At 72.7% G+C, this 26,281-nt stretch carries 17 protein-coding genes; 10 read left to right on the top strand and 7 right to left on the bottom strand.

The genetic code is table 11. The annotated features are described in order from the left end of the window. The first annotated feature begins 150 nt into the window (after positions 1 to 150). Genes ACIQMJ_RS38405 through ACIQMJ_RS38395 form a run of 3 tightly spaced genes read left to right on the top strand, consistent with a single transcriptional unit; the run spans position 151 to position 6,938 of the window. Positions 151 to 3,546, top strand: coding sequence for a type I polyketide synthase (locus ACIQMJ_RS38405; protein ID WP_499765937.1), 3,396 nt, complete (start codon positions 151 to 153; stop codon positions 3,544 to 3,546). After that, positions 3,533 to 5,776 (top strand): cytochrome P450, encoded by a 2,244-nt coding sequence (locus tag ACIQMJ_RS38400; protein ID WP_499765936.1) that lies wholly within the window; start codon positions 3,533 to 3,535, stop codon positions 5,774 to 5,776. Before ACIQMJ_RS38405 ends, ACIQMJ_RS38400 begins: the two co-directional genes overlap by 14 nt. Before the next feature lies 1 nt (position 5,777). Further along, positions 5,778 to 6,938 carry a macrolide family glycosyltransferase gene (locus ACIQMJ_RS38395; RefSeq protein WP_499765935.1) on the top strand — a complete coding sequence of 387 codons (1,161 nt, stop codon included), beginning with the start codon at positions 5,778 to 5,780 and terminating at the stop codon, positions 6,936 to 6,938. Positions 6,939 to 6,981: 43 nt separating this feature from the next. Here ACIQMJ_RS38395 and ACIQMJ_RS38390 read toward each other — a convergent pair whose 3' ends face one another. After that, positions 6,982 to 8,898, bottom strand: coding sequence for a carbamoyltransferase family protein (locus ACIQMJ_RS38390; RefSeq protein WP_499765934.1), 1,917 nt, complete (start codon positions 8,896 to 8,898; stop codon positions 6,982 to 6,984). Positions 8,899 to 9,342: 444 nt separating this feature from the next. Here ACIQMJ_RS38390 and ACIQMJ_RS38385 point away from each other — a divergent pair, with 444 nt between their 5' ends. Then, positions 9,343 to 11,466 (top strand): CRTAC1 family protein, encoded by a 2,124-nt coding sequence (locus ACIQMJ_RS38385; protein ID WP_499765933.1) that lies wholly within the window; start codon positions 9,343 to 9,345, stop codon positions 11,464 to 11,466. Between the two features lie 47 nt (positions 11,467 to 11,513). Here ACIQMJ_RS38385 and ACIQMJ_RS38380 read toward each other — a convergent pair whose 3' ends face one another. After that, positions 11,514 to 12,878, bottom strand: a complete 1,365-nt coding sequence (locus ACIQMJ_RS38380; RefSeq protein WP_499765932.1) for an MBL fold metallo-hydrolase — start codon at positions 12,876 to 12,878, stop codon at positions 11,514 to 11,516. A 487-nt stretch (positions 12,879 to 13,365) separates the two neighbouring features. On the opposite strand from ACIQMJ_RS38380, the gene ACIQMJ_RS38375 reads away from it, so the two are divergent. Beyond that, a complete protein-coding gene (locus ACIQMJ_RS38375; protein WP_499765931.1) occupies positions 13,366 to 14,412 on the top strand; it encodes an aminotransferase class V-fold PLP-dependent enzyme in 1,047 nt (348 codons plus the stop codon). Positions 14,413 to 14,428: 16 nt separating this feature from the next. Here ACIQMJ_RS38375 and ACIQMJ_RS38370 read toward each other — a convergent pair whose 3' ends face one another. After that, complete coding sequence (locus ACIQMJ_RS38370; RefSeq protein WP_499765942.1) at positions 14,429 to 15,085, bottom strand: ArsR/SmtB family transcription factor; 657 nt, start codon at positions 15,083 to 15,085, stop codon at positions 14,429 to 14,431. A 284-nt stretch (positions 15,086 to 15,369) separates the two neighbouring features. Between ACIQMJ_RS38370 and ACIQMJ_RS38365 the strand changes: the two genes are divergently transcribed. The 4 genes from ACIQMJ_RS38365 (at position 15,370) to ACIQMJ_RS38350 (ending at position 19,219) form a co-directional block, all read left to right on the top strand. Continuing rightward, the gene (locus ACIQMJ_RS38365) at positions 15,370 to 15,927 is read left to right on the top strand and encodes a carboxymuconolactone decarboxylase family protein (RefSeq protein WP_499765930.1); all 558 of its coding nucleotides are present in this window, start codon (positions 15,370 to 15,372) and stop codon (positions 15,925 to 15,927) included. Between the two features lie 38 nt (positions 15,928 to 15,965). Next, positions 15,966 to 17,000, top strand: a complete 1,035-nt coding sequence (locus ACIQMJ_RS38360; RefSeq protein ID WP_499765929.1) for an esterase/lipase family protein — start codon at positions 15,966 to 15,968, stop codon at positions 16,998 to 17,000. A gap of 129 nt (positions 17,001 to 17,129) precedes the next feature. Next, the gene (locus tag ACIQMJ_RS38355) at positions 17,130 to 17,498 is read left to right on the top strand and encodes a VOC family protein (RefSeq protein WP_499765928.1); all 369 of its coding nucleotides are present in this window, start codon (positions 17,130 to 17,132) and stop codon (positions 17,496 to 17,498) included. A 281-nt stretch (positions 17,499 to 17,779) separates the two neighbouring features. Then, a complete protein-coding gene (locus ACIQMJ_RS38350) occupies positions 17,780 to 19,219 on the top strand; it encodes an MFS transporter (protein WP_499765941.1) in 1,440 nt (479 codons plus the stop codon). On the opposite strand, the gene ACIQMJ_RS38345 is transcribed toward ACIQMJ_RS38350, so the two are convergent. The 4 genes from ACIQMJ_RS38345 to ACIQMJ_RS38330 all read right to left on the bottom strand — a co-directional run bounded on the left by ACIQMJ_RS38345 (position 19,220) and on the right by ACIQMJ_RS38330 (position 24,980). Further along, on the bottom strand, positions 19,220 to 20,656 hold the full coding sequence (locus tag ACIQMJ_RS38345) for a DHA2 family efflux MFS transporter permease subunit (protein ID WP_499765927.1): 1,437 nt from the start codon (positions 20,654 to 20,656) through the stop codon (positions 19,220 to 19,222). Between the two features lie 336 nt (positions 20,657 to 20,992). Continuing rightward, positions 20,993 to 22,255, bottom strand: coding sequence for an RNA polymerase sigma factor (locus ACIQMJ_RS38340; RefSeq protein ID WP_499765926.1), 1,263 nt, complete (start codon positions 22,253 to 22,255; stop codon positions 20,993 to 20,995). After that, a complete protein-coding gene (locus tag ACIQMJ_RS38335) occupies positions 22,252 to 22,644 on the bottom strand; it encodes a YciI family protein (RefSeq protein WP_499765925.1) in 393 nt (130 codons plus the stop codon). Before ACIQMJ_RS38335 ends, ACIQMJ_RS38340 begins: the two co-directional genes overlap by 4 nt. A 161-nt stretch (positions 22,645 to 22,805) precedes the next feature. Further along, on the bottom strand, positions 22,806 to 24,980 hold the full coding sequence (locus ACIQMJ_RS38330; RefSeq protein WP_499765924.1) for a CRTAC1 family protein: 2,175 nt from the start codon (positions 24,978 to 24,980) through the stop codon (positions 22,806 to 22,808). Between the two features lie 336 nt (positions 24,981 to 25,316). On the opposite strand from ACIQMJ_RS38330, the gene ACIQMJ_RS38325 reads away from it, so the two are divergent. Further along, on the top strand, positions 25,317 to 26,276 hold the full coding sequence (locus ACIQMJ_RS38325) for a DUF1702 family protein (protein WP_499765923.1): 960 nt from the start codon (positions 25,317 to 25,319) through the stop codon (positions 26,274 to 26,276). Positions 26,277 to 26,281 lie beyond the last annotated feature (5 nt).

The raw sequence follows: 26,281 nt of genomic DNA, 5'->3' as shown, positions 1-26,281 counted from the left end.
CTGACTTTCGGTTATCCACAGATCCCCATCGTGTCCACGGTTTTGTCGGACCGTTCGCGTAGCGTTGAAAACAGGGATCCCCTGGGCGGGGACCCTTCCGAAGGCACGGCGTTCGACGCCGGGTACTGGGTGCGGCAAGCACGGGAAGCCGTGCGGTTCGAGGATGCCGTGGACTGGTGCCGGGCCAACGGGGTGACGACGTTCCTGGAGATCGGGCCCCACCCCACGCTGGTGCCGACCGGCGTGATGCGGCGCGACCACGACGAGCCCGAACGCGTCCTCGCCGCCCTCGGCCAGCTCTGGGAGCAGGGCGCGGACTGGCGGCCGGCGGCGCCGCGGACCCACCTGGACCTGCCCGCCCACCCGTTCCGGCACGAACGGTTCTGGCTGGTGCCGAGCGCCCCGGCGGACGTGGCCGGGGCCGGGCTCGACGCGCTGGACCACCCGTTGTTGCGGGCGGCGGTGCCGCTGCCGGACGGGCAGGGAGTGGTGCTGACCGGCGTGCTGGCGGCGACCGCGCACCCGTGGCTGGCCGAGCACACCGTCCTCGGCACGGCCCTGCTGCCCGCCACCGGGTTCGTGGAACTGGCCCTGCGGGCAGGCGGGCAGGTCGGCTGCCCGGTGCTGGCCGAACTCGTCCTCGAAGCGCCGCTGCCGCTGCACGACACCGCGCACGTCCGGGTCGCCGTCGGCGCGCCGGACGCCACCGGCCGACGACCCGTCACCCTCCACTCGCGCACCGCCGCCGACCCGGACGACTGGACCCGCCACGCCACCGGCGTCCTGGCCACCGAACCGGCCACCCCGCCCACCGGACCCACCACCTGGCCACCCGCCGGCGCGACCCCGGTCGACATCTCCACCCTCTACGACACGCTCGCCGACGCGGGCTACGACTACGGACCCACGTTCCGGGGCCTGCGCGCCATCTGGCGGCACGGCGACGAGCTGCACGCCGAGGTCGCCTTCCCCGCCGACCACGCCCACCTGTCCGGCTACGGCCTGCACCCGGCCCTGCTGGACGCGGCGATCCAGCCGCTCACCCTGCTGACCGGCATCACCGCCGAGGTCGACGGACCCGGCCAGGGCCTGGCCCGGCTGCCGTTCTCGTTCACGGGCGCGTCGATCACCGGCACGGCCGCCACCCTGCGGGTCGTCCTGTCGCCCACCGCGCCGGACACCTACGCGGTCCGCGTCACCGACACCGCCGGCACACCCGTCGCCACCGTCGACTCGCTCGTGCTGCGGCCCGTCGAACTGGGCGGCCTCGCCGTCACCCGGCACCCGGACTCGCTGTTCACCCTCGACTGGACACCGCTGCCGGTCACCGACGCGCCGGACGTGACGGCCGAGTTCCGCGAGCTCACCGCCGCCGGCGCGGACCCGGTCGAGCAGACCCACGCCCTCACCCGGCAAGCGCTCCACGACGTGCAACGCGCGCTGGCCGACGGCACCCGCCTGGTGATCGTCACCGAAGACGACCTGCCGTCCTCGGCCGTCCAGGGCCTGGTCCGCAGCGCGCAGACCGAGCACCCCGGCCGGTTCCTGCTGGTCGACCACGACGGCACGGAGGCGTCCCGCCAAGCGCTCCCGGCCGCCGTGCGGACCGCGTTCGCCGAAGCCGAACCGCACCTGCGGCTCCGCGACGGCACGGCCCTCGTCCCGAGGCTGACCAAGTCCACCGAGGACACCACGCCACCCCGGCTGCGCGGCACCGCCCTGATCACCGGCGGCCTGGGCGTCCTCGGCGGCCTCACCGCGCGCCACCTCGTCACCGCGCACGGCGTGCGGCACGTCGTCCTGGTCGGCCGTCGCGGCGACGCGACCCCGGGCGCGACGGAACTCCGGGCCGACCTGGCCGAACTGGGCGCGACCGCCACCGTGGCCGCGTGCGACGTCGCCGACCGGGACGCGCTCGCCGCGCTCCTGGCCACGGTCGACGACCTGCGCGTGGTCGTGCACACCGCCGGGATCGTGGACGACGCCGTGACCGCGAGCCTCACCCCCGACCGGCTGGACGCCGTGCTGCGGCCCAAGGTCGACGCCGCCTGGCACCTGCACGAGCTGACCCGCGACCTGGACGCGTTCGTGCTGTTCTCGTCCGCGGCGGGCGTGCTGGGCAGTCCCGGGCAGGCCAACTACGCGGCGGCCAACTCGTTCCTCGACGCCCTGGCCCGCCACCGGCACGCGGCCGGCCTGCCCGCCGTGTCGCTGGCGTGGGGCCAGTGGGCGCAGGACAGCGGCATCACCGGCCACCTGACCGCGGCCGACCGGCTCCGGCTGGCCCGCGCCGGCCTCCCCGCGCTGCCGACCGACCGGGCGCTGGCGCTGTTCGACCTCGGCCTGGCGGCCGGCCCGCCCGTGCTGGTGCCCGCCCACCTCGACCCGGCCACGGCCCGCACGCCGCTGCTGCGCCGCGGGCGGGCACACCGCGCCACGGCACCCGCGGTCACGCCGTCCGACCTGATCGGACGCCTCGCCGCACTGGCCGAACCCGAGCAGCGCGCCCTGCTGCTCGACGTGATCAACACCCACAGCGCGGCCGTCCTCGGCCACACCACGCCGCTGACCGCCGACCCGCAGCAGGCGTTCCGCGACCACGGCGTGGACTCGCTGACCGCGATCGAGCTGCGCAACCGGCTCAACGCGGCCACCGGCCTGGAGCTGGCCGCGACCGCCGTGTTCGACTTCCCCACACCCGCCCAGTTGGCCAACCACCTCTACGGGCAGCTCCGCGGCACGGCCAACCGGGACCCAGGGCCCCTGGAAACCCTGCTGCGCAAGGCGATCGACGTCGACCGCGCCCGTGACGGCCTCGACCTGCTGGCCACCGCCGCGCGCCTCGGCCCGCTCGCCGACCGCCCCGACGTCACGCCGGTCAAGCTCACCACCGGGTTCGTGCCGCCCGCGCTGGTCTGCCTGCCGTCCGCGCTGGCGTTCACCGGCGTGGAGGAGTACTCGCGGTTCGCCGCCGCGCTGGAGGCGATGCGGGACGTGGTCGCCGTGCCGCTGCCCGGCTTCACCGGCGGCCCGCTGCCCGTCACCGCCGAGGCGCTGGTGGACGCGCTGACCGACGCGGTCGCCGACGCGGTGACGGGGGAGTTCGCCCTGGTCGGCCGATCGGTCGGCGCGTGGCTCGCCCGTGCCGTCGCCGGCCGCCTCGAAGCCCGGGGCGCGACGCCGGCCGCGCTCGTGCTGATCACGCCCGCCGACGACCCGGGCGCGGTGCTCGCCGGCGTGCTCGACCCCGAGCACCAGGTCCACCCCGTCGACGACGACCGGCTCGTCGCCATGGGCCGCTACCTGGACCTGGCCCGGCAGTGCGAGCCGGCGCCGACCACCGCGCCGGTGCTGCACGTCGGCACCGCGCACGAACGGCCACCGTCCGGGCAGGAGTCGGCGGTGGTCGCGGGCGACCACTTCTCCGTGCTGGAACAGCACTCCGCCGCCACCGCGCTGGCGATCAGCAGCTGGCTCACGGACTTCCGCGGGTACGGCGCCGGGTTGTCCGAACTGAGGGAAAGGGACGTCCATGATCTGGGATGACGTGTTCATCGGCGGCACCGGCCGACACCTGCCGCCGCGCACGCAGGCGACGGACGCCGTGCCCGACACCGACACCATGCGCCGGCTGCTGGCGCTGTCCGACTTCACCTCGTTCACCCGCAGCGACGACCTCACCGAGCACGCCATGGCGGTGCGGGCGGCGATCGGCGCGCTGCGGCAGTCCGGGCTGACCGGCGCGGACATCGCCATGGCCGCCTACGCCCAGATGGACCACCAGGACCACATGGCGTCCTCCTGCCACCTCCAGCGCGTCCTCGGCCTGGGTCACGCCCTGGTCTACGAGGTGGAGGCCACCAGCAACGGCGGCTCGGCCGCGCTCCAGGCCGCCGCCGCCCACCTGGTCGCCGACCGGTCCGCCACCGCCACCCTGGTCACCGCGACGGCCCGGTTCCTGCCGCCGCGCTGGGAGCGCTGGCAGCCCACCGTCGGCATCTTCCTCGCCGACGGCGCGGCGGCGGCCGTGCTCACCCGCGACGGCGGCCGGGCCCGCCTGGTCGCCACCGCGAACAGCTCCGCCACCCAGATGGAGGTGCTGGCCACCCCGTCCATCCCCGACCCGCTGGGGCACCGCAACCGCACGCCCATCGAGGTCACCGGCCTCGCGCCCTACCTCACCCTGATGAGCGAGGCGCTGGTGAGCGCGGTCGAGCAGGCCGCCAAGGAGGCGAACGTCGCGATCGCCGACATCACCCGGTTCGTGATCACCGGCCTGGGCCTGGCGCAGCTCCAGGTGGTCGTGCTGGAACCGCTCGGCATCGACCTGGACCGCACCACCTGGCCGTTCCTGCGCGAGCTCGGCCACGTCGGGCCGTGCGACCAGCTGCTCGGCGTCGACCACCTGCTCAACGACGCCGACCTCAACCCCGGCGACACCATCATGGTCATCGGCCTGGGCATGGGCTCCCGCTTCACCGCCGCCCTGCTGGAGGTCACCGAGCCGCCCCGGCGCGGCGCGACGTTCGTGGAGCAGGCCGTCGAGGTCCCGGCCGTCGAGCGGTACACCATCGACCCGGCCGGCGGCGACATCTTCGGCGAGGCCGCCCGGCTGCGCGAGCGCGGCCACACCACACCGGTCGAGCTGCCCGGCGGTGTCGGCGCGTGGGCGGTGACCGGCCACGACGCCGTCAAGGCCGTGCTGCTGGACCCGAACGTCTCCAAGGACGCCAACCGGCACTGGCCCGCGTGGCGCAACGGCGAGATCCCGCCCGACTGGCCGTTGATCATGTGGGTGGCGATGAAGAACATGTTCACCGCCTACGGCGAGGACCACGCCCGGCTGCGCAAGCTGGTCGCCAAGGCGTTCACCGCCCGGCGCGTCGACGCCCTGCGCCCCCGGATCGAGGCCGTCACCGCCGAGCTGGTCGACCGGCTGGCCGCCGTGCCCCGCGGCCAGGTGGTCGACCTGCGCGCCGAGTTCGCGTTCCAGCTCCCGATCCGGGTGATCAGCGGCCTGTTCGGGCTGTCCGAGCGGACCGGCGCCGACCTGCGCCGCCTGGTCGAGGCGGTGTTCAGCCTCGACGCCGACCCCGACGGCGTGCAGGGCGCGTCCGCCGAGCTCTACATGCTGCTCAAGGGCCTGGTCGCGGAGAAGCGCGCCGAGCCCGGCGACGACCTGACCACCGACCTGATCGCGGCCCGCGACGAGGACGGCAGCCGGCTCGGCGAGCAGGAGCTGCTGGACACGCTGCTGCTGACCATCAGCGCGGGCTTCGAGACCACGGTCAACCTGCTCGACAGCGCCATCCACGCGCTCGCCACGCACCCGGCCCAGCTCGATCTCGTCGCGACCGGGACGAGCACCTGGGACGACGTGGTGGACGAGACGCTGCGCTGGCAGGCGCCCGTGCCGAACCTGCCGCTGCGGTACGCGGTCCAGGACGTGGAGGTGGACGGCGTGCCGATCGCCCGGGGCGACGCGATCCTGGTGTCCTTCGGCGCGGCCGGCCGCGACCCGGCGCGGCACGGCGCGAACGCCGAGGAGTTCGACCTGACCCGGCCGTCCCGGCGCGACCACCTGGCGTTCGGCCACGGCGTGCACCACTGCCTGGGCTCGCCGCTGGCCCGGATCGAGGCCACGGTGGCGCTGCGTGCGCTGTTCGAGCGGTTCCCGAACCTTCGGCTCGCCGTGCCGCCGGCGGAGCTGGAACCGTTGGGGTCGTTCTTCACCAACGGGCACAAGACGCTGCCCGTGGTGCTGGAGGAGGACTGAGATGGCGCACTTCGCGTTCGTCAGCGCGCCCGCCGCCGGGCACGTCAACCCGACCCTGCCGCTGGTGGAGGAGCTGGTCCGGCGCGGCCACCGGGTCAGCTACGCCACCGGGCCCGCCACCGCCGACGGCGCGGCGCGGGCGGGCGCGACACCGGTCGTGCTGCCGTCCGAGCTGCCGCCTGACCTCGACGCGCGCGGCGAGTTCACCGCCGACCAGCTCGCGGTGACCCTGAACCACTTCCTGGACGACGCCGAGGTGTCGTTCCCGGTGCTGGCCGCGCACTTCGAGGCCGACCGGCCGGACGCGGTGTGCTACGACTCGGTGACCTTCACCGGGCGCATGCTGGCCAACCTGCTCGCCGTGCCCGAGGTGGCGCTGGTGCCCACGTTCGCGGAGAACGAGCGGTTCTCGGCGACGCAGGTATACCTGCCGCCGTCGTTCGACCACCAGCACCCGGAGCTGGTCGCGGCGATCGGCCGGATGGCGCGGTTCGCCTCCGGCTTCACCTTCCTGGACGACCCGAACCTCATGTTCGGCCACGTCGCCCCGACCAGCGTGGTCTTCGTGCCGCTCGCGTTCCAGCCGTCCGCCGAGACCTTCGACGACCGGTTCCACTTCGTCGGGCCGTCCCTGGGCACTTGGCAGCAGGCCGAGCAGTGGTCACCGTCGTCGGACTCGCCGGTGCTCCTGGTGTCGCTGGGCACCGTCTTCAACTCCCGCCCCGACTTCTACCGGGCGTGCGCGGAGGCGTTCGGCGACGGCCCGTGGGAGGTGGTCATGTCGATCGGCGACCTCGACCCCGCCGCGCTCGGACCGCTGCCCGCGAACGTCACGGCGCACGCCCGCGTGCCGCAGGTGGCCGTGCTGCGGCACGCGTCGGTGTTCGTCAGCCACGCGGGCATGAACTCGGTGATGGAGTCGCTGTACCACGGCGTGCCGTTCGTGACCGTGCCGCAGATCCCGGAGCAGCGGGCCATCGCGGCCCGGGCCGCGGAGCTGGGTTTGGGCGTCACGCTGGAGGACCTGACGCCGGACGGGTTGCGCGCGGCGGTGTCGGCGGCCGACGCCAACCGGGCGGCCGTCGAGGCGATGCGCGAGGTGGTCCGCTCCGCAGGCGGAGCGCCCGCGGCGGCGGACGCGATCGAGAAGCTGGTGGGCTGAACCGGCGCCGGTGGTCCCCGACCGGGACCACCGGCGCCGGCCGTCACGGCTTGGGGGAGAGCGCGAAGAACCGCCGCTGCCACAGCGACACCAGCTCCTCGCGCACCTCGTCGGTCAGCGTGCCGGCCAGCGCGGCGACCGTGCTCTCCCCGTCCGCCGCCGCCAACAGGTCGAACACGGTGGGCGAGACCTTCGCCGACGGGCCGAACGAGTAGTCCAGGTAGACCTCGCCGGTCACCTCCTCGCCCGGCCGCCAGTCCTGCCGCAGCCGGGTCATCGGGCGCACCGCCGGCACCAGGTCGTCCAGCACCGCCGCCACCGGTCGCCGTCGCCGCACCAGGAAGTCCTCGACCACCAGCACGTCGATCTCCGTGGTGAGGTAGGTGGTGACCGCGTCGTGCACGGACTGCACGATCGGCTCGGCGTTGTTGTTGAACGACGTGTTGAGCAGCACCGGCGTGCCGGTCAGCTCGCCGAACCGGGTGATCAGCTCGTGGAACCGCGCGTTGGCCGCGGGCGTGACGACCTGCACCCGTGCCGTGCCGTCCACGTGCGTGACCGCGCCCAGCTCGTCCCGCCGGTCCGCAAGCACGTGCACCACGAACGACATGAACCCGTGGTCGGCCGCGGTGGCGGTGAGGTCGAAGTAGTCGGCCGCCGCTTCCGGCGTCACGGCCGGCGCGAACGGCCGGAACCCCTCCCGCTTCTTCACCATGGCGTTGATCCGGTCCCGGTTCCGCGCGGGCCGCGCGTCGGCCAGGATGCTGCGGTTGCCCAACGCCCGCGGCCCGAACTCCGATCGTCCGTGCGCCCACCCGACCACCGCGCCGCCGGCGAGCAGCTCCGCCGTCGCGCCCACGACGTCGGCCGGGCGTTCGACCTCGACGATCCCGCCCCAGGCGCGCAACTGCCGCTCCACCTCGTCGGACGTGCCCAAGTCGGGGCCGAGGCTCGCGCTCACCAGCCGCTCGACGCGGGTGTGCGGCCGGCTCAACCGGGCCGCGGCGACGATGGCGGCACCCTCCGCCGCGCCCGCGTCGTGCGACGACGGGTGCACGAAGACCTCCTCGAACAGGCCCGACCGCAGGATCAGCCCGTTGAGGCTGCTGTTGTGCGCGACGCCGCCGGTGAAGCACAGCCGCTTCGCGCCGGTCTGCCGCGCCCAGTGCGTGATCACGTGCATGGCCAGCACTTCCAGCGTCTCCTGGAGCCCGGCGGCGAAGTCCTTGTGCTCCTGCGTCACCGGCTCGCCCGCGCGCCGGGACCGGAAGCCCACCTCGTAGAACGGGGCCACGGTCGGGTTGATGTCCGGGATCGGCGGCGTCATGTCGTACTCGCCGTCGGGCCGCAGGGTGTAAAGGCTGCGGAACTGCTCGCGATAGGTCGCCGGGTCGCCGTAGGGCGCCAACCCCATCACTTTGTACTCGTCGCCGAAACCGTAGCCGACGTGCCCGATCGCCTCCTGGTAGAGCAGCCCGAGCGATTGCGGCACCGAGTACGACTTCAGCTCCCGCATTTCACCCGACCCGGCCAGGTGGACCGTGGTGGACACGTTCTCGCCGCGACCGTCCATCACGACCACCAGCGCGTCCGCCATCCCCGAACGTGCGAACGACGACCAGGCGTGCGCGAGGTGGTGCCGGGTGAACAGGATCCGGTCGGCGGGCACGTCCCAGTCGAAGTGCTCGCGCAGCCGGTCCCGGAGCAGGTCGACGCCCCAGCGCACCGGCTGGGCCGGCGTGGCGACGTGGAAGTTGCCCAGCCCGAGGTCGACCAGGTCGCGGTCGAAGTAGTAGCCGATGGCGTCGACGTCACCCGGTGCCGCGCCCGCCAGGTCGAGGCAGGCGCGAATGGCGCCGGCCGGGAACCTGTTCGTCTTCTTGATCCGGTTGAACCGCTCCTCCTCGACCGCGGCGACGAGTTCGCCGTCGGCCACCAGGCACGCGGCGGCGTCGTGCATGTAGGACCGGTACAACGCCGGCAGCAAATCGAAATGACCGCTTATGCCCAACGTCAGCATGCCGCCCCACTTCTCGAGCCGGTAATTCGTGTCATCACCGAACCACGGTCGCCCGGAGCGCTGTACCGCTGATCGGTCGGATTGTTCGACAATGCCTATTCTGGCACCGGTGGAATGGTTGCCTGTCAATTGTGATTACCGAACTGTGAACGGGCTCACCGGTAATCGGAGCCGTGTGGGCGATATGTCAAGGTCACTTTCGGATCGGATAGCTTGTACCGCTGCGCGAGTCGCTGATCGTGCGTGCTTCGAGCGCCACTGGACGTGCGGGACCGCAGGACACTACAGTTATATGTAGCGGACCGCCGCGCCGGTCGTCAGTGATCAACTCCGAACGGAGGCTCCATGACTCGCCTCTCCCGTCCGCTCCGCCTAGGACTCTCGGTGATCCTGGTGGCGGCCCTGCCGGTCGCCGCCGGTCCACCCGCGTCGGCGGCGCCGACGCGCGGCCAGGTCGTCTTCACCGAGATCGCGCTGCCCGGCACCGCGCTCGACCAGTACCGGCGCACGCCGTCGCCCGAGCACTGGAGAAGCGTGGCCAACCTCCAACGCCCGTTCGTCACCCTCGACGACATCGCCAAGGAAGGCGTGCACACCCACGGCGTGCCCGGCGTGGTGCTGTTCGACTACGACAACGACGACGACCTGGACCTCTTCGTCACCAACGGGCCCGGCAGCCCCAACAGCCTATTCCAGAACCAACTGGAGCAGACCGGCCGACTGGACTTCGTGGACACCGCGGCCACCGCCGGCGTCACGCTGACCGACGTCGACGTCAACGGCGCCTGCGCGGGCGACGTCGACAACGACGGCGACACCGACCTCTACGCGCTCGGCCGCAACGCCGCCAACCACCTGCTGCGCAACCGGGGCGACGGCACGTTCACCGACGTCACCGCCGACGCGGGCGACCTCGCGGCGGGCACGCTCAGCCACATCAGCTGCACGATGGCCGACATCGACAACGACGGGCTGGTGGAGATCGCCGTCGCCAACGCCTACGACATGACCACGGCGCTGCCGATCTTCCGCGTCCCCTACGCGCTGAACCAGCCCAACCAGCTGTTCAAGAACGTCGACGGCCGGCGCTTCACCGACATCAGCCTCAGCTCCGGCTTCGCGCCGGTGACGGTCGACGGCGTGGTGCCCGACCCGCCGAAGGAGGAGATCACCTGGTCGGTCAGCGCGGTCGACTACGACCAGGACGGTGACACCGACCTGGTGACCTCCAGCCACCAGGCGCTGGTGCAGCCGAAGAAGTACGGCGGCGAGGACCGCGGCTTCGTCCGGTTCTACCGCAACGACGGCACGGGCCACTTCGAGGACATCACCATGCGCTCCGGCCTCGCCGAGTGGGGCGGCTGGTCCGGGACCTCGTTCGGCGACTTCAACTTCGACGGCACGGTGGACGTGTTCGCGGCCAACACCGGCGACTACATGAAGCTGCCGGTGCCCGGACTGCCGCACCAGTACGGCGACCAGAGCAGCCGGTGGTTCCTCCAGCGACCCGACGGCACGTTCGTGGACGTCCGGCGCGGTTCGGTCCCCACGCCGCGCACCGACAACGGCGACGCCGACCCGACGCTCGGCGGCCTGGGCACCACCCCGTGGGCGTGGGGCACCTCGACGTTCGACTACGACAACGACGGCGCCACCGACGTCCTGCTCCACGGCAGCATCGACGGCATGAACCTGGTCACCGCCGACAACCCCGGCACGCTGCTGCGCAACAAAGGGCCAAACGCGCTGAGCAAGGGCTTCTTCCCGTCGTTCGACTACGACAAGGCCGCGCTGTCGACCACGGACCACACCAAGCGCAGCGTCACCGGCATGGCCGTCGGCGACCTGGACCGCGACGGCTTCACCGACATCGTCAGCGCCGCGCAGTCCCTCAAGGTCGGCGCCACCACCAGGTACAAGGACGAGGTGCAGTTCGACTGGGACGGCGTGTTCGACGAGGAGGCGGCGTTCCTCAAGGTCTACCAGTTCGACGGGTCGGTGTTCCGCCCGACCGGCGCGCACACGGTCGAGGGCGACCTGTCGGTGGAGATCAACGGCGGCAACGGCAACGGCTCGGCCACCGTGCGCACGCTCGGCAGCGTCGGCACGACGCCCGCCGGCAGGGTCAACCGGGACGGCATCGGGGCGATGGTGAAGTTCACGCCGAAGAACGGCACCCCCGCGTTCCGGCCGGTCACGGCGGGCTCGTCGTACGCCTCCCAGGACTCCGTCGAAGGCACGTTCGGCATGGGCGCGGCCACCACCGGCACCGTCGAGGTCCTGTGGCCGGGCGGCGTGCGCAACAAGCTGTACGACGTGCGGGCGGGCGAGCGCATCACGTTCCCCGAGATCCCGTGCAGCTACGACGACCGCTCGACGTCCCGCTACCAGTACGCGGCGTGCGTCGCCGAGGCGTTGGAGGACGTCGTCGCCGCCGGTCACGTGACGCGTGCGCAGGCGTGGCGGTTCTTCGCCGGTTCGATCCGGGCGTTCAACGACGCGCGGTAGCCGACTCGCGACCCGGTGGCCGAAGCCCGGCCACCGGGTGCGTGCGGTCAGCGGGGTTCGGTGACGAGCGACCCGCCGGTCGCCTCGGCCCAGTCGCCGGGGCCACCGGTCAGCACGGCCAGGTCGCGGTGACCGGCGCGGAGCAGCACGCTGGCCGCGCTCATCGCCCGCTCGCCGTGGCCGCACATCACCACCGTGCGCCCGGCGGGCACCCGGTCGACGTGGTCGCCGACCGCGCCGAGCTCGACGTGCGCCGCGCCGGGCACGTGGCCCGCGTCGTACTCCGCCCGCTGCCGCACGTCCAGCACCGCGGCGTGGCCGAGGTCGGCCGCCCCCACCAGGTCGACCGACGCCGTGGGCCGACCCGCGTCCGCCCAAGCCTCCGTGCCGCCGGCCAGCTCGCCGACCACGCCGCCGCAGCCGATCTTCGCGGCCTGCCACGCGATCTCGTCGGCGTCCTGGTCGGGGTTCCGCACGACGACCAGCGGTCGGTCGTCCCCGGTGAGCCAGCCGAGCCACGACGCGAACGCCGGCCGCAGGGGGATGGACAGGGCTCCGGGAACGTGCCGCGCGGCGAAGTCCGCCACCGGCCGCACGTCGACGACCTCCGCGCCCGCGGTGACGAGCGACTCGACCGCCGCCACGTCCAGGGCGGGCAGCGCCGGATCGGCCTTCAGCAGGTCCGGGCCGCGGCGGTTGATCTCCGGGAGCCGTCGGAAGTACGTGGGGTGGCTGCCGAGCGAGTCCAGCAGGGTGGTGGCGAACGCGTCCTCGTCCTCGATGGCCAGCAACGGGTTCGTCGCCTTCTCCCGGCCGATGGTGCTGGTCCGCTCCGCGCCGGGCACGGCGGAGCAGAACGAGCCCGCGCCGTGGGTCGGCCACACCGCCACGTCGTCGGGCAGCCGGGCCAGCCTGCGCAACGAGGCGTGCTGGGCGCGGGCCAGGGGAGCGGTCCGCTCCGGCGCGACGAGGTCCGTGCGCGCCGCGGTGCCGACGAGCAGGGAACCGCCGGTGAACACGCCGAGCGGGCGGGCGCCGTCCAGCAGCAGGTACGCCAGGTGCTCGTGGGTGTGGCCCGGTGTGGTGAGCGCGCGCAGCCGCAGACCGCCGAGGTCCACTTCCTCGTCGTCGTGGAGCCCGACGTGCGGGAACTCGCGGTGGCCCGCCGCCGAGGCCAGCACCCGCGCGCCCTCGGTCTCGGCCAGCTGCCGCGCGCCGGAGACGAAGTCGGCGTGCAGGTGGGTCTCGGCCGCGAACGCCAGGGTCAGCCCGCGGCGTCGGGCGGCGGCCCACGCCGCGCGCAGGTCCAGGCTCGCGTCGACGACCAAGCCGCGCCCGTCGCCCAGGTCGACCAGGTACGCGGAATTGCCCAACCCCTCGTCGACCAGCGGGACAACGTCAACCGTCGCCATGGTGGCCTCGCCCCTCCCGGTCGTGCCGTCGGCGGGCCCACGATATCCGCTCGGCGCACCCGCTACACGGGCCGCGAGAGACGGGCAGATGTCGTAATGCCGGGCAGAAAGCTTCAACCTGATATAGCTCGGTGCTAGCGTGGCGTGGGTCGTGCTCGTCTTCCGGTGGGAGGCCGCAATGCTGTCGGACAACGGGGTCGCGGCACGGACCGCGCCGGACGACGGTGGTGTCGGCCGTCGGGCGGTACTGCTGGCGGGTGCTGCGACAACGGCTGCGGTTGCGGTGGGATCGGGATCGCCGGCCCAGGCGGAGACGATGCTCCGCGCCTTCGACCCGGGCGACTGGGCTTCGGTGCGCCGGGAGTTCGCGTTGAGGTCCGACTACGCGCACTTCGCCGCTTTCATGCTCGCCTCGCCACCGCGTTCGGTACGTGAAGCGATAGCGTCCTTTCGTGATCGACTGGACAGCTCGCCCGCGGATTTCCACATGGGTGTCGCTGACTTGGAGTACAGCGGACGGGTGCAGGCCGCACTCGCGCGGTACGCCGGAGCGATGCCGGGCGAGATCGCCCTGACCGACAGCGCGACGATGGGCATCGGCCTGGTCTACGGCGGCCTGCGGTTGCGGCCGGGCGACGAGGTGCTCACGACGCCCCACGAGTTCTACTCCACGCACGAGAGCCTGCGGCTGAGGGCGAGCGCGCACGGCGTGCGTGTGCGCCAAGTGCCCCTGTACACCGATCCGGCCGCGGCGTCGGCGGAGGAGATGACCGACCGGCTGCGGCGCGCGGTGACCGGCCGGACCCGGGTCGTGGCGTTGACCTGGGTGCACTCCAGCACCGGCGTCAAGGTCCCGATCCGCGCCATCGCCGACGCGATCGGCCGGATCAACGCCCGGCGCGACGAGCGGACCCGCGTCCTGCTGTGCGTGGACGGCGTGCACGGGTTCGCCGCCGAGGACGTCGACGTCCCCGACCTCGGCGCGGACTTCTTCATGACCTCGACCCACAAGTGGCTGTTCGGCCCGCGCGGCACCGGCTTCGTGTGGGGGCGGCCGTCGGCGTGGCCGTCGGTGGACACCGTCATCCCCAGCTTCTCGGTCCCGGCGTTCACCGGGTGGCTCACCGGCCGGCCACCGGTCGGCGATCCCGGCACGCTCAACACGCCAGGCGGCTATCACTCGTTCGAGAACCGCTGGGCGCTGCCGGAGGCGGTCGCCTTCCACGAGGCGATCGGCCGGGCCAGGGTGGCCGAACGGGTCCGCAGCCAGGTGGCGCGGCTGAAGGACGGCCTCGCCGGGCTGCCCGCGGTCCGGGTCGTCACGCCGAGGTCGGCGGAGGTGTCCGCGGGCATCGTCTGCTGCCGGGTGGACGGCGTGGACGGCGAGGAGGTGGTGGGCCGGCTCCTCGCGGAGCACCGCATCGCGGCCGGGACCACGCCGTACCGCGAGTCCTACGTCCGGTTCGGCCCGAGCATCGTCACCGACGACGACGAGGTGGACCGGCTGGTGCGGGCCATGGCGACGTTCCGCTGACGCGGGCGTCGGCGCGTCACGTGGCGAGCGGCAGGTCCGCGAGCTTCCACTCCAGGATGCCGTCGGCCAGCCGGACGGCCGCGCGGCCGTTGGCGAGCAGGGTCCGCACCGCGTCGTGGGCGAGCACGCAGTAGGAGCCGCGGCAGTAGGCGACCACCGTGCTGTCGGCCGGCAGGTCGGCGAGCCGGTCGGCCAGTTCGCGCAGCGGCACGGACAGCGCACCCGGGATGTGCCCCGCGTCGTACTCCTCGCGTGGCCGCACGTCGATCACCGTGACGTCGCCCTGCTCGATCCGCTCGAGCAGTTCGTCGCGGGTGAGCTGCTCGGTGTCCTCCGGGCCGAGGTAGGCGGAGCGGGCGCGGTCGACCCCGGCCAGGTGCCCGGACGCCACCTCGCGCAGCTGTGCCCACAGGGCCATGACGTCCGTGCCGGCGAGCCGGTAGAAGACCTTCGTCCCCTCGCGGCGGGTCGACACCAGGCCGGCTTGCTTGAGCACCTGGAGGTTGTTCGACGCGGTCGTCAGCCCGATGCCCACGGTGGTGGCCAGCACCTCGACCGACCGCTCGCCCTGGGCGAGCACGTCGATCATCTCCAGCCTCTTCCCGCTGGCGAGCGCCTTGCCGACCTGGGCGAACGCTTCGAACAAAGCCGCCTTGTCGGCCGGATCGCCCACCTTCACGTCCTCCATGAATCCATAGACTACATGGTTGTGGGCACAATGGTCGAACACTCAACTTCGGCCGTCCGCCGGCCCTGGCCGGGCCCGGTGCGCGGGGCCCATTCGACTTCACCAGACGCTAGTGATCGGACCTCGTGCGGGCAAGTCCACGAATGGCCGATTTCCCGCTCTATCGCAGGTAACGGGTCCTGTTCGGGGGGTGTAGGTGCGATGCTTGACTACAAACTTAGGTAGTAGTGTACTGGGCTGACGTTCGCACCGTTCAGAGGGAGACACGGATGCCACACGTCACGATGCCCGCCGAGGCGTTCCCCGGCACGCCCGGCCTGATGCAGTACCGGATGGAGACGGGCACGCCGCTCAGCGAGCTCGCCGAGGTCCTGCTGCGCAACGCGAACTCGCTCACCCGCTCCGAGCGCGAGCTGATGGCGGCGTACGCCTCCTCGCTGAACGACTGCTTCTTCTGCACCACCACGCACGGCGAGATGAGCGCGCAGCAGAGCGACGACCCGGACGCCAGGGCCCTGGTGCGCAAGGTGCTCGCCGACCTCGACAGCGCGCCCGTGTCGCCCAAGCTCAAGGCACTGCTGCGCATCGCGGGCGCCGTGCAGGAGAGCGGCCGGGCCGTCACCCCCGACCTGGTCGCCGTGGCCCGCGAGCACGGCGCCACCGACACCGAGATCCACGACACCGTGCTCATCGGCGCGGCGTTCAGCATGTTCAACCGGTACTGCGACGGCCTGGCCGCGGTGGTGCCCGAAGACCCGGCGTCCTACGTCCCGATGGCGGCCATGATCATCCGCGACGGGTACAGCATGTGCGCGCGCGGCCACTAGCCCGTCGTCCCCCCGCAACCCCGTGAAACGAGGTAGTCGTGGTCGTTCGCTTCGCCCGTGCGGTCGCGCTCGCCGCACTCCTGGTCGCCGCGCACGCCGCACCGGCGGGCGGCGAGCCGGCCGGGTTCGCCCCGGTCGACCGGAAGGGCCCCCGGCTCGGCGTGCCGGTCGAGCGGCTCGACGCGAGCCTCACGTGCACCGGCAACGTCCGACGGGCCAGGACGACGCCCGTGCTGCTGCTCGCCGGCACCGCGGTGAACACCGACCAGTACTTCAGCTGGAACTGGAAGCCCGCGCTGACCAAGGCGGGGATCCCGTGGTGCGCGTCCGACGTGCCCGTGCCCGACGCGGCGAACCAGAACCTGGACGACATCCAGGTGCGCGCCGAGTACGTCGTGCACGCCATCCGGACGATGCGCGCGATGGCCGGCCGCCGGATCAGCGTCATCGGCCACAGCCAGGGCGGGGTGGTGCCGCGGTGGGCGCTGCGCTTCTGGCCCGACGTTCGCCCGATGGTGGACGACGTCATCGCCCTGGCGCCCACCAGCCACGGCACCCCGCTCGGCACGCGGATCTGCTCGGCGGACTGCCACCCGGCGATCTGGCAGCAGCGGGTGCCGGCGAACTTCTACCGGGCGCTCGACTCCCACCAGCAGACGTTCCGGGGGATCTCCTACACGGTGATCCGCTCGGACTTCGACCCGATGGTCCCGCCGGAGGCCGCCGACCTCACCGGGCCCGGCGACATCACCAACGCGCGGATCCAGGACGCGTGCCCGGCCGACACCGCCGACCACGACGGCGTCGGCACGGTGGACGCGGTCGCGGAGGCGCTGGCCCTCGACGCCCTGCGGCACCGGGGACCGGCGGACCCGGCCCGGCTCGACCCGGCGGTCTGCGCGCGACCGCTGATGTCCGGGGCGAACCCCGCCACGCACGAAGCTGACTTCACTTGGATGAAGCAAGTCCAGAACCAGAACTACCTGCGCGCGCCGATCGCGGAGCGGGAACCGGCGCTGGCCTGCTACACCTCGGCGGCCGGGTGCCACCGGCCGCGCGCCGGCGACTCGTGACCGGAGGTCGGCCGGTCGACCGGGAAGCGCCATCCGGGTGAACCCTGCCGCGATCCCGTGCCATCCCGGCGCGGCAGGGGTTTTGTTCACTACGATGCAGTGTCCACTCACACCTGGAAGGGGAGTTTCGTGGGGAAGCCGTTGGCCTACTTCGAGATCACGACCACCGATGACGCCGCCAAGCTGCAGGAGTTCTACCGCGACATGTTCGACTGGCAGGTGAACGTGCTGCCGCAGATGGGCGGGTACGGCCTGGTCGACACCGGTGTGGAGGGTGGTGTCGGCGGCGGCATCGGCCCGGCGCAGACCCACGCCGGCGTGCGAGTCTACTTCCACGTCGACGATCTCGAGGCCGCGCTGGCGAAGGCGGAGAGCTTGGGCGGCAAGGCGGTCATGCAGCCCATGAAGATCTCCGACGAGTTCGGCAGCTTCGCGGTGTTCACCGACCCGGACGGCAACGAGATCGGTCTGTGGGACCGCCCCGGCGTCCAGGGCTGACAGCGGGCAACCCCGCGATCGGGCCGGTGCGCCGCACCGTCCGGTCGCGGGGTTTTTCGTGTCCACAGTGATCAGTCCACACCGGACTTCGCGGACCGCGGGCGTGCGCGGGCGCCCGGCGGCCGGATCGCGGTCGTCGGTTCAGGCGTGGCCCTGCCCGGTCGTCAGCCCGGCGGCGCCCTCTCGGAGCCTGGTCCCGGCTTCACGCCCACCTCGACGGGTAGCCGCAGGAAGCTATCAAGATATATAGTGAGCGACCACAGTGGATCGAGCGCTTGGCGGTGGTCATGTCGCACGAGGCTTCACCGGTCGCCACCCGGACACCACGGGGCGTCGCCGCCACCGTGGCCGCCCTCGGCATCGCGTCGTTCGTGGTCATGGTCGACTCGACCGTCGTGCAGGTGATGCTGCCGAACCTGATGGGGGAGTGGGACGCCGGCCTGGCCGGTGTGCTGTGGGTGGCCAACGCCTTCACGCTGGTGTACGGCGTGCTGTTGCTGCCCGGAGCCCGCCTGGGCGACATGGTCGGCCGCCGCGCGATGCTCGTGACCGGCCTCGTGCTGTTCCTGCTCGGCTCCGTCCTGTGCGGCTCGGCGTGGTCGCTGCCCGTCCTCGTGGCGGGACGCGTGGTCCAAGCGGTCGGCGGTGCGCTGCTGATCCCGCAGACCCTCGGGATGCTGGCGACGGTGGTCCCGGAGCACCGGCGGGGCCTGGCGTTCGGGCTCGTCAGCGCCTCGATGGCGCTGGCCGCCATCACCGGGCCCGTGCTCGGGGGGATCGTGGTGTCCTCCGCCGGCTGGCGCTGGGTGTTCCTCGCGAACGTGCCGGGGTGCGCGCTGGCGCTCGCCGCCGTGGCCTGGGCCCCGACGACCTGGGAAGCGAAGCAGGCGCACGAGCTGGACGTCATCGGCGTGCTGCTGGTGATCGCCGGGCTCGGAGCCGTGGTGTACGGCTTCATCGCCGGCGGGCGGCAGGGGTTCGGCGGCGTGGTCCCCGCGGTGTTCGCGGCCGGTGCGGTGCTGATCGCGGCCTTCCTGCTGTGGGAGCGGCGCCGGGCCGAGCCGCTGGTGCCGTTGGGCCTGTTCCGCGTGCGCGGGTTCCCGGTCGCGCTCGGGCTCGGCGTGCTCCAGTTCGTGCTGATGTCCGGCGTGATGCTGATCGTGACGCTCAAGGTGCAGACCGCGCTGGGCGGCAACGCCTTCCAAACCGGCGTCGTGCTGCTGCCCATGGCGCTCGCGGCCGGCGTGGTGTCGCCGTTCGCCGGGCACGCCACCGACCGGTGGGGCGGGCGTCCGGTCATCATGCTGGGCTTCCTCGTGCTGGGTGGCGGGCTGGCCGGGCTCGCCGTCGTCTCGTCGGCGGTCGGGACCGCGGCGCTGCTCGCGCCGCTCGCCGCGGTCGGGGCCGGGGTGGGGCTGCTGATGGGGCCGATCAGCACGGAGGTGGTCGCCCACCTGCCGCGGGAGCTGGTGAACACCGGGTCGGGCGTGCTCACCACGAGCAGGCAGATCGCGGGCGCGCTGGGCGTCGCGGTCGTCGGCGCGCTGCTCCAGTCGGCGACGTCCGGGTCCGGGTTCGTGCCGGCGGAGCGGTCGGCGCTGGCCGTGCTCGGGGTGCTGGCGGCCGTCGCCGTGGTCGGCGCCGCGTTCCTCCCGGCACGCCGCCGCGCGGTGGGGGCACCGGACCCTGGCGCTCGGTCCGGTGCCCCCGACGCGGGGTGATCAGCCGGTCGTCCGCGGCACGGCGGTGGCGGGCACGTCGGCCGCCGGCGCCGCGTGCGCGCGCCGGACCATCGCGCCGACACCCACGCCGACGGCGCACAGCACGGCGAGCGTGACGAACGCCGGGCTCAGGCCGGACACGAACTCGGCCGGGGTGCGGTAGCTGCCGTTGCCGGCGAAGACCGCGGTCGCGATCGCCACCCCGAACACCGCGCCGACCTGGCGGAACGTGTTGCTGGTGCCCGAGGCGATGCCCGCCTGCGCCGGCTCGACCGACCGCATCACGGCGGTCGTCACGGTCGGGAAGGCGATGGCGATCCCGAAACCGGTGACGAACAGCGGACCGATGATCGTGCCGTACCCGCTGGTGTCGGTGACCAGCAGGCCGATGAGCAGCAGACCGACCGCCTGCAACCCGAGCCCGAGCATGATCAGCGGCCGTTCGCCGATCCGGTCGGCCAGGCGGCCGGTCACGGGGGCGATGAACAGCGCCACGCCGGTCGCGGGCAGCAGACCGAGGCCGACGCTCATCGGCGTCTTGCCCAGCGCGAGCTGGAGGTACTGCGCGGTGAGGAAGCCGAGCGCGAAGATGCCGGCCATCAGGATGAACCCGGCCACGCACCCGGCGGTGAAGCTGCGGTTGGCGAACATCCGCATCGGCATCATCGCGTGCGCGGCACGGCTCTCGTAGACGACGAACAGGACCAGCGCCACCACGCCGCCGATCAGGCCGACCAGGACCCACGTCGAGGTCCACCCGGCGGCGTTGCCCCTGATCAAGCCGGCGGCCAGGCCGAAGACGCCGAGCGTGGCCAGGACCAGGCCGATCGGGTCCGCCTTGGCCTGGAACCGCGCGCTCTCGGCCACCTTGGCCCCGGTCAGGGCGATGATGGCGATGCCGACCGGCACGTTCAGCCAGAAGATCCACTGCCAGGCCAGGCCGTCCACGATGGCGCCGCCGACGAGCGGGCCCGCGGCGACGGCCAGCCCGGTGAACGCGCCCCAGATGCCCAGGGCCTTGCCGCGCGCCTGCGGCGGCGTGACGTCGGTGATCAGCGCGAGCGCCAGCGGCACCGCGATACCGCCGCCGATGCCCTGCACGACCCGCGCGGTGATCAGGAACTCCACGGTCGTGCTGAGCGCGCACGCGGCCGAGGCGAGCGTGAACACCGCGATGCCGATGATGAACAGCCTGCGCCGCCCGAAGCGGTCACCGAGCGTCGACCCGGTGAGGATCGACGCCGCGAACGCGAGCTCGTAGGCGTTGACCGTCCAGCCGAGCCCTTCGATGCCGGTGCCGAACTGCTGGTGCAGCGTGGGGAGCGCGGTCGTCACGACCAGGGCGTCGAGCCCCACCAGGAAGGAGGAGAGGGAACCGAGGATCAGGGTCCAGCGCTGCAACGCCGGACCGGCGCCGGTGGTGCCGGTTGCTGCCATGGTGGATTTCACTTTCTCGTGTCGCGTTCTGCGCTGCCGCGGTCGATCGGGCGGGCCGTGCCGGTCGGGAGTCGGGTGGACGTCCCAAGGACGAACGGCGAACGTGGAACTCGACACCGGCGGGGGAGAATTTTTCGCCGGTTTCCCCCGGCCCGGGAGGATGGTCGCTGACCAGGTCGTTCACCCGGTGAACAGGGCTCGCGGCCGGGCGTGCCGGTCGCCGCGCCGAGGTGGAACCCAGGGGTCCTGAACGTTCGACTCGGGGGTCCTGAGTGTTCGACTCGGGGGACCTGAACGTTCGACTCGCGGGACCTGAGTGTTCGACTCGCGGGAGGGTTACCGGTCGGCGGCTTCGGCCAGTTCGGACAGCCGCTTGGTGAGGAAGCGCCGGTCGGCCGGGTTGGTGGCCAGGTCGTGGGCGCGCAGGTATGCCTGTTCCGCCTGGTCCGCACGACCGAGCCGGCGCAGCAGGTCCGCCCTGGCCGCGTGCAGCAGGTGGTAGCCGTCCAGGCCCTCGATCCGGTCGACCAGCGCGAGACCGGCCTCCGCGCCGTCCTTCATCGCCACCGCGACCGCGTGGTTCAGGGCGACGACCGGGGACGGCGTCACCTCGAGCAGCTCCCCGTACAGCTCGGCGATCACCGGCCAGTCGGTCGCCTCGCTGGACGGCGACTTCGCGTGCTCGGCCGCGATGGCGGCCTGCAACTGGTAGGGGCCCGGCATCTCCATCCGGGCGGCACGGCGGAGCAGGCCGACGCCCTCGGCGATCTGCGCCCGGTCCCACCGGGCCCGGTCCTGGTCCTCCAGCAGCACGATGTCGCCGGTGGTCGTGTAGCGCGTCTCCCGGCGCGCGTCGGTCAGCAGCATCAGGGCCACCAGGCCCAGCGCCTCGGGCTCGTCGGGCATGAGGGTGGCCACCAGCTTGCCCAGCCGCAGCGCCTCGGCCCGCAGCTGGTCGTGCTGCGGCGTGCCCCGCGGCGCGGTGTAGCCCTGGGTGAAGACCAGGTAGACGACGGCCAGCACGGAGGCCAACCGCTCGGGCAGCCGGTGGTCGGGCGGCACCTCGAAGTTGATGCCCGCGTCGCGGATCTTCCGCTTGGCCCGCACGAGCCGCTGCGCCATGGTCGGCTCGGCGACGAGGAACACCTTGGCGATCTCGGCGGCGGTCATCCCGGCCACGGCCTGGAGGGTCAACGCCACCCGCGCGTCCATCGACAGCGCCGGGTGGCAGCACGTGAAGATCAGGCTCAGCTGGTCGTCGCCCACGCTGACCAGCCGGTCCTCGCCGGTCCCGGTCATCGTGACCACGGTGCCCGGCCCGGGGTCGTCCAGGGCCGCGGTCACCTGTCCGGCGCGCGGGTGGTGCGCGCGGCGGATGCGGTCCACCGCCCGGTTGCGCGCGACCGTCAGCAGCCACGCCACCGGGTCGTCCGGCACCGCGGTCGGCTCCCACCGCCGCAGGGCCATGGCGAACGCGTCCTGCAACGCGTCCTCGACCAGCTCGAAGTCGCCGACCGCCCGCACCAGCGCGGCGAGCATCCGACCACGGTGCTCCCGGTACACCCGCTCGACGACGGTGGCGGGTGAGCGGTCGGTCATTCCGAGACGGCCGCCGATCGCGCGGCGAACTGCGGCACGTTCCAGCCGGGGATGTCGTCCATCGGGCGGACCTCGACCGAACCCTCGTACGCCATGGGGCACAGCGCGGCCAGCTCCAGCGCCTCGTCCAGCCCGGGGCAGTCGAGGATGCAGAAGCCGCCCAGCTGCTCGTAGGTCTCCGCGAACGGTCCGTCGGTCATCAGCGTGCGGCCCTCGCGGACCCGGACGGTGGTGGCCGTGTGCACCGGCTTCAGCGGACCGGCGGTCACGAACGCGCCGCGCTTGCGGCACTCCTCGGTGAAGGCGTTGGCCCTGCTCAACGCGCCCTCGAACCGCGGATCACCCGGCTCGGGGCGGTCGCAGCCGTAGAACAAGAGCATGTAGCGCATGACGGGACTCCTGGATCGGGCTCCGGTCGACCGGGCGGTCGGGTGGCCACACGACGCCGTGCCCCTCGGATTCTGCCCCAAGCCCGCCGGTCGGTCACCGGGTGCGCCGATGCCGTCACCGAGCGGGTGAACGCGGTGACGGCACCGACGCCGGTCGAGCGCTACCGGGACTCGGTGTACGCCCGGCGCGCGCTGTTGACGAAGCGGCTCGCGTTGTCCGCCGAGATCCGGCCCGCCGCGACCAGGGCGTTGACCGCGTTGTCGACGCACGTCCGGTACTGCGCGCCGGTCATGGTCGTGGTGGTGAAGCTGCACGGGATCTCCGGGACCGTGATCCGCTCACCCGCCCGGACGTTGTAGAGGCGGTTGCGCACGCCTCCCGGCCACAGCACCTCCACCACGCCGGAGCTCGCCCGGCCCAGGCCGAACGTGCCCTCGAACGCGTCCTGCGAGGCGAAACCCGCACCGCCGAGCACGGGGCGCAGCGCGCTCGGGCCGTCCGACGGGGTGAACTTGACGACCGCCCCGACACCGTCGCGGTTGACCCTCGCACCCGCCGTGAGCCCGACGCTGCCCACCGCGCGCACGGTGACCGATTTGTTCCCGTTGCCGCCGCTGACCTCCACCGACAGGTCGCCCTCGACGGTCGTGCTGCCGGTCGGCACCAGGGTGGTGGGGTCGGAGGCGGTCGGCCGGAAGATCTGGATGATCGCGGCGTCCCGGTCGAACGGCGAGGCGAAGTCGAACGGCACCACGTCGCTGACCTTGACCAGCTGCCCCTCTTTGAGGGACTGGGCCACGCTCACCACGTCGACGAAGCCGTTCTGGTCGAGGTCGCCGGTGGCCATGCCGATCACCGTGCGCCTGCGGTGGTTGGCCGTGGCGCGGGTGAAGACGTCGTCGAACTCGAAGGACGGGTAGAACGCGCCCGCGCCCACCTGCGGCCCCTTGTTGCGCAGCAACGCGCCGGCGTTGTCGGCCGTGACGTTGCCCATGCCGTCCAGCGCGCCGTGGTAGAGCACGTCGGTGGAGCCGTCGTTGTCGTAGTCGAACGCCGACGAGCTCCAGCCCCACGGCGTGGCGTTGAGGCCGCCGAGGTCGGGGTCGGCGCCGTTGACGGCGGGCAGGTGCAGCGACGACCGGCGCGGGTCGGCGAACGTGCCGTTCGGGCGCTGCAGGAACCAGCGGCTCGACGAGTCGCCGAGCTGGCGGGGCATCTGCGGCAGCGGCACCGCCATGTAGTCGCCGCCGCTGCTGCCGAACACGTCGAGGGTGCCGTCGGCGTTGAAGTCGGCGAACGCCAGCCCCATCCACTGGCCCGGTTCGCCCAGGCCGACGTCGAAGGTGACCTCGTCGAAGTACCCGTCGCCGTCGTTCTTCCACAGCCGGATGAAGCCGCGGTCGTGCCCGCCGTGCTTGGCGATCCGGTAGGCGGCCTGGTCGCTACCGGTCATCAGGTCGACGTCGCCGTCCTGGTCGTAGTCCACGGCGGCGATGGCCCAGGTGATGTCGTTGAACGGCCCGGTGCTGTCGGGCGGCACGTCCCGCACCTCGACGTGCGCGAAGCCGGAGGGGGCGCTCACGTCGGTGAACCGCAGGCCGTCGACGTTGCGCAGGAGCTGGTTCGGCTGGTTGTAGGCGTACGGCACGGCGAAGATCGCCAGCGCGTTCTTCATGTCGAAGGCGTTGGCGATGGCGATGTCCAGCAGGCTGTCGCCGTTGATGTCGCCCATCGTGCAGCTCGCGTGGCTGAAGGTCCCGGCCGTCGCGTCGCCCGCGGCCGCCGTGACGTCGCCGAACGTGCCGTTGCCCCGGTTGAGCAGCAGGCGGTTGCCCGCGTTGCGGCCCAGCACGTAGAGGTCGGTGTAGCCGTTGTTGTCGATGTCGCCCGCGCAGGCGCCGTTGGAGTCCTGGTCGGTCAGCGACGTGCCGGTCCAGGGCGCGAAGTCCACGAAGCCCACGCGGCCGGTCTGCTTGAGCTGGTTCTGGTAGAGGCTGTTCGCCCGGCCGGGGCCGTTGGTGACGTAGAAGTCGAGGTCGCCGTCGTTGTCGTAGTCGAGCACCACCACACCGGGGATGCCGTGGCTGAAGACCGGTTCGGCGGCGAAGTCGCTGAACTTGACCGAGGGCCGCTGGCGGTTGACCACCCGGACGGCGTGCTCGGGTGACGGTATCCGGCGGTAGGTGGACATGGCGGTGCCGGGTAGCGCGAGCTCGGTGAAGGCGACGCCGCCGAGGGATGCCGCCGCGCCGGCGGTGGGCGCCGCGAAGGTCGACGCGAACGTCAACACGACCACGGACAGGGTGAGCCGGCGCGAGCGCGACATGGGTGCCATGAAGCCTCCTGACGTAGGTCGCTAACACTAAGGATAGTTTTCTCTGTAGGCAATCTCTGACTCGCTGGCCATCCGGCGTAGTTTCTACTGCGCTCAACGGGTGTGCGTCGGCTGGTTCCGCGCATCCGGACAGTCGAACAGCTGCCGTCGCCGTCGCAATCAGGCAGGTCAGGTGGGCAATGTGTGGTACTGGGCATGGTCCCATCGAGTGAAGGCTGTTTCAGACATCTTGTTATCCATGGATTACGGTGCTAGACAGCTAGGCGCAGGTCAAGGGCACTGACGATCACGTTTCATGTAGTGAAATTGCGCGCAGCCGGGGTCGCTGGGGGAATCGTGGAAGAGCCTGTCGCCTTACCCGTGCCGACCGCGGTCCGGAGGGTCCTCCGCCCGCCGCGGCTGCCGCTCGCGCTGGCCGACTTCGGCCGCCGGGGCTTCCGGACCGATCGTCCGGCGGCCCGAGAAGTCCTCGAGACCCACGCGCGCAGCTTCCTGACCGGCTTCAACACCGCGGCCGGTGGGTGGCGTGCGCCGCACACCGCGCTGGACCGGCTGCCCGCCGAGGAACGCGGCTTCGCGTACGAGGGCGCCGGGATGTTCGCCCGGATCGCGGACCTGGCGACCGCGGGCCGGGCACGTGCGCTGGACCGCCTGCTGGCGGGCCCCGGCGACCGGTACGCCCACCTCGTGCACGTCGGCGCCGGCTGGCCGTTTGCCGCGGCACGCCTCCCGGTGCGGCTCCCGCCGCCCCGAGCCCCGCTGCTGCGGTGGCTGGCGCTGGACGGCGCCGGGTTCGCGGCCACGTTCTTCGGCGGCGCGCGGGCACTGGCCCGCCGGTGCCGGGACGTGAGCACCCCGGTCGCCGAGGTCGAGGTCGCCGGCTGCGGGCGTGCCCTGTGGTTCCTGGAATCCGGCGACGCCACGGGCGTCGCCCGGCGGATCGCCGACGCGCCCGCGCCCGCTCGCCCGGCCCTGTGGAGCGGGATCGGCCTGGCCTGCGCCTACGCCGGGGCGACGGACGAAGCCGGGCGCGCCGCGCTGGTCCGCGCGTCGGGGCCGCACCTGCCGCACCTCGCGCAGGGCGTGGCCTTCGCGGCGGCGGCCCGGGTGCGCTCCGGGATCGTGCCGGAGCACACCGGCGCGGCCTGCGCCCAGGTCCTCGGCGTCGACACCGCGCGGGCCGCCGCGTGGACCGACGTCGCGGCGGAGGGCTTGACCGACTCCCGGCACGTCCACGCCTACCTCCAGTGGCGAGCCCGCGTCCGCGCGCTCGCCGCCCCCGTCTCGCCCAGTTAGGGAAG

The sequence above is a fragment of the Actinosynnema sp. NPDC091369 genome (genome assembly GCF_044757065.1).
Lineage (GTDB): Bacteria > Actinomycetota > Actinomycetes > Mycobacteriales > Pseudonocardiaceae > Actinosynnema.
The sequence above is the reverse complement of the archived record's forward strand: the minus strand, read 5'-3'. Positions and strand labels throughout refer to the sequence as shown.

Coding starts and splice junctions, on each gene's coding strand:
- ACIQMJ_RS38400 (WP_499765936.1), top strand. CDS start 3,533: ATGATCTGGGATGACGTGTTCATCGGCGGCACCGGCCGACACCTGCCG.
- ACIQMJ_RS38395 (WP_499765935.1), top strand. CDS start 5,778: ATGGCGCACTTCGCGTTCGTCAGCGCGCCCGCCGCCGGGCACGTCAAC.
- ACIQMJ_RS38390 (WP_499765934.1), bottom strand. CDS start 8,898: ATGCACGACGCCGCCGCGTGCCTGGTGGCCGACGGCGAACTCGTCGCC.
- ACIQMJ_RS38380 (WP_499765932.1), bottom strand. CDS start 12,878: ATGGCGACGGTTGACGTTGTCCCGCTGGTCGACGAGGGGTTGGGCAAT.
- ACIQMJ_RS38375 (WP_499765931.1), top strand. CDS start 13,366: ATGGGTGTCGCTGACTTGGAGTACAGCGGACGGGTGCAGGCCGCACTC.
- ACIQMJ_RS38365 (WP_499765930.1), top strand. CDS start 15,370: ATGCCACACGTCACGATGCCCGCCGAGGCGTTCCCCGGCACGCCCGGC.
- ACIQMJ_RS38345 (WP_499765927.1), bottom strand. CDS start 20,656: ATGGCAGCAACCGGCACCACCGGCGCCGGTCCGGCGTTGCAGCGCTGG.
- ACIQMJ_RS38340 (WP_499765926.1), bottom strand. CDS start 22,255: ATGACCGACCGCTCACCCGCCACCGTCGTCGAGCGGGTGTACCGGGAG.
- ACIQMJ_RS38335 (WP_499765925.1), bottom strand. CDS start 22,644: ATGCGCTACATGCTCTTGTTCTACGGCTGCGACCGCCCCGAGCCGGGT.
- ACIQMJ_RS38330 (WP_499765924.1), bottom strand. CDS start 24,980: ATGGCACCCATGTCGCGCTCGCGCCGGCTCACCCTGTCCGTGGTCGTG.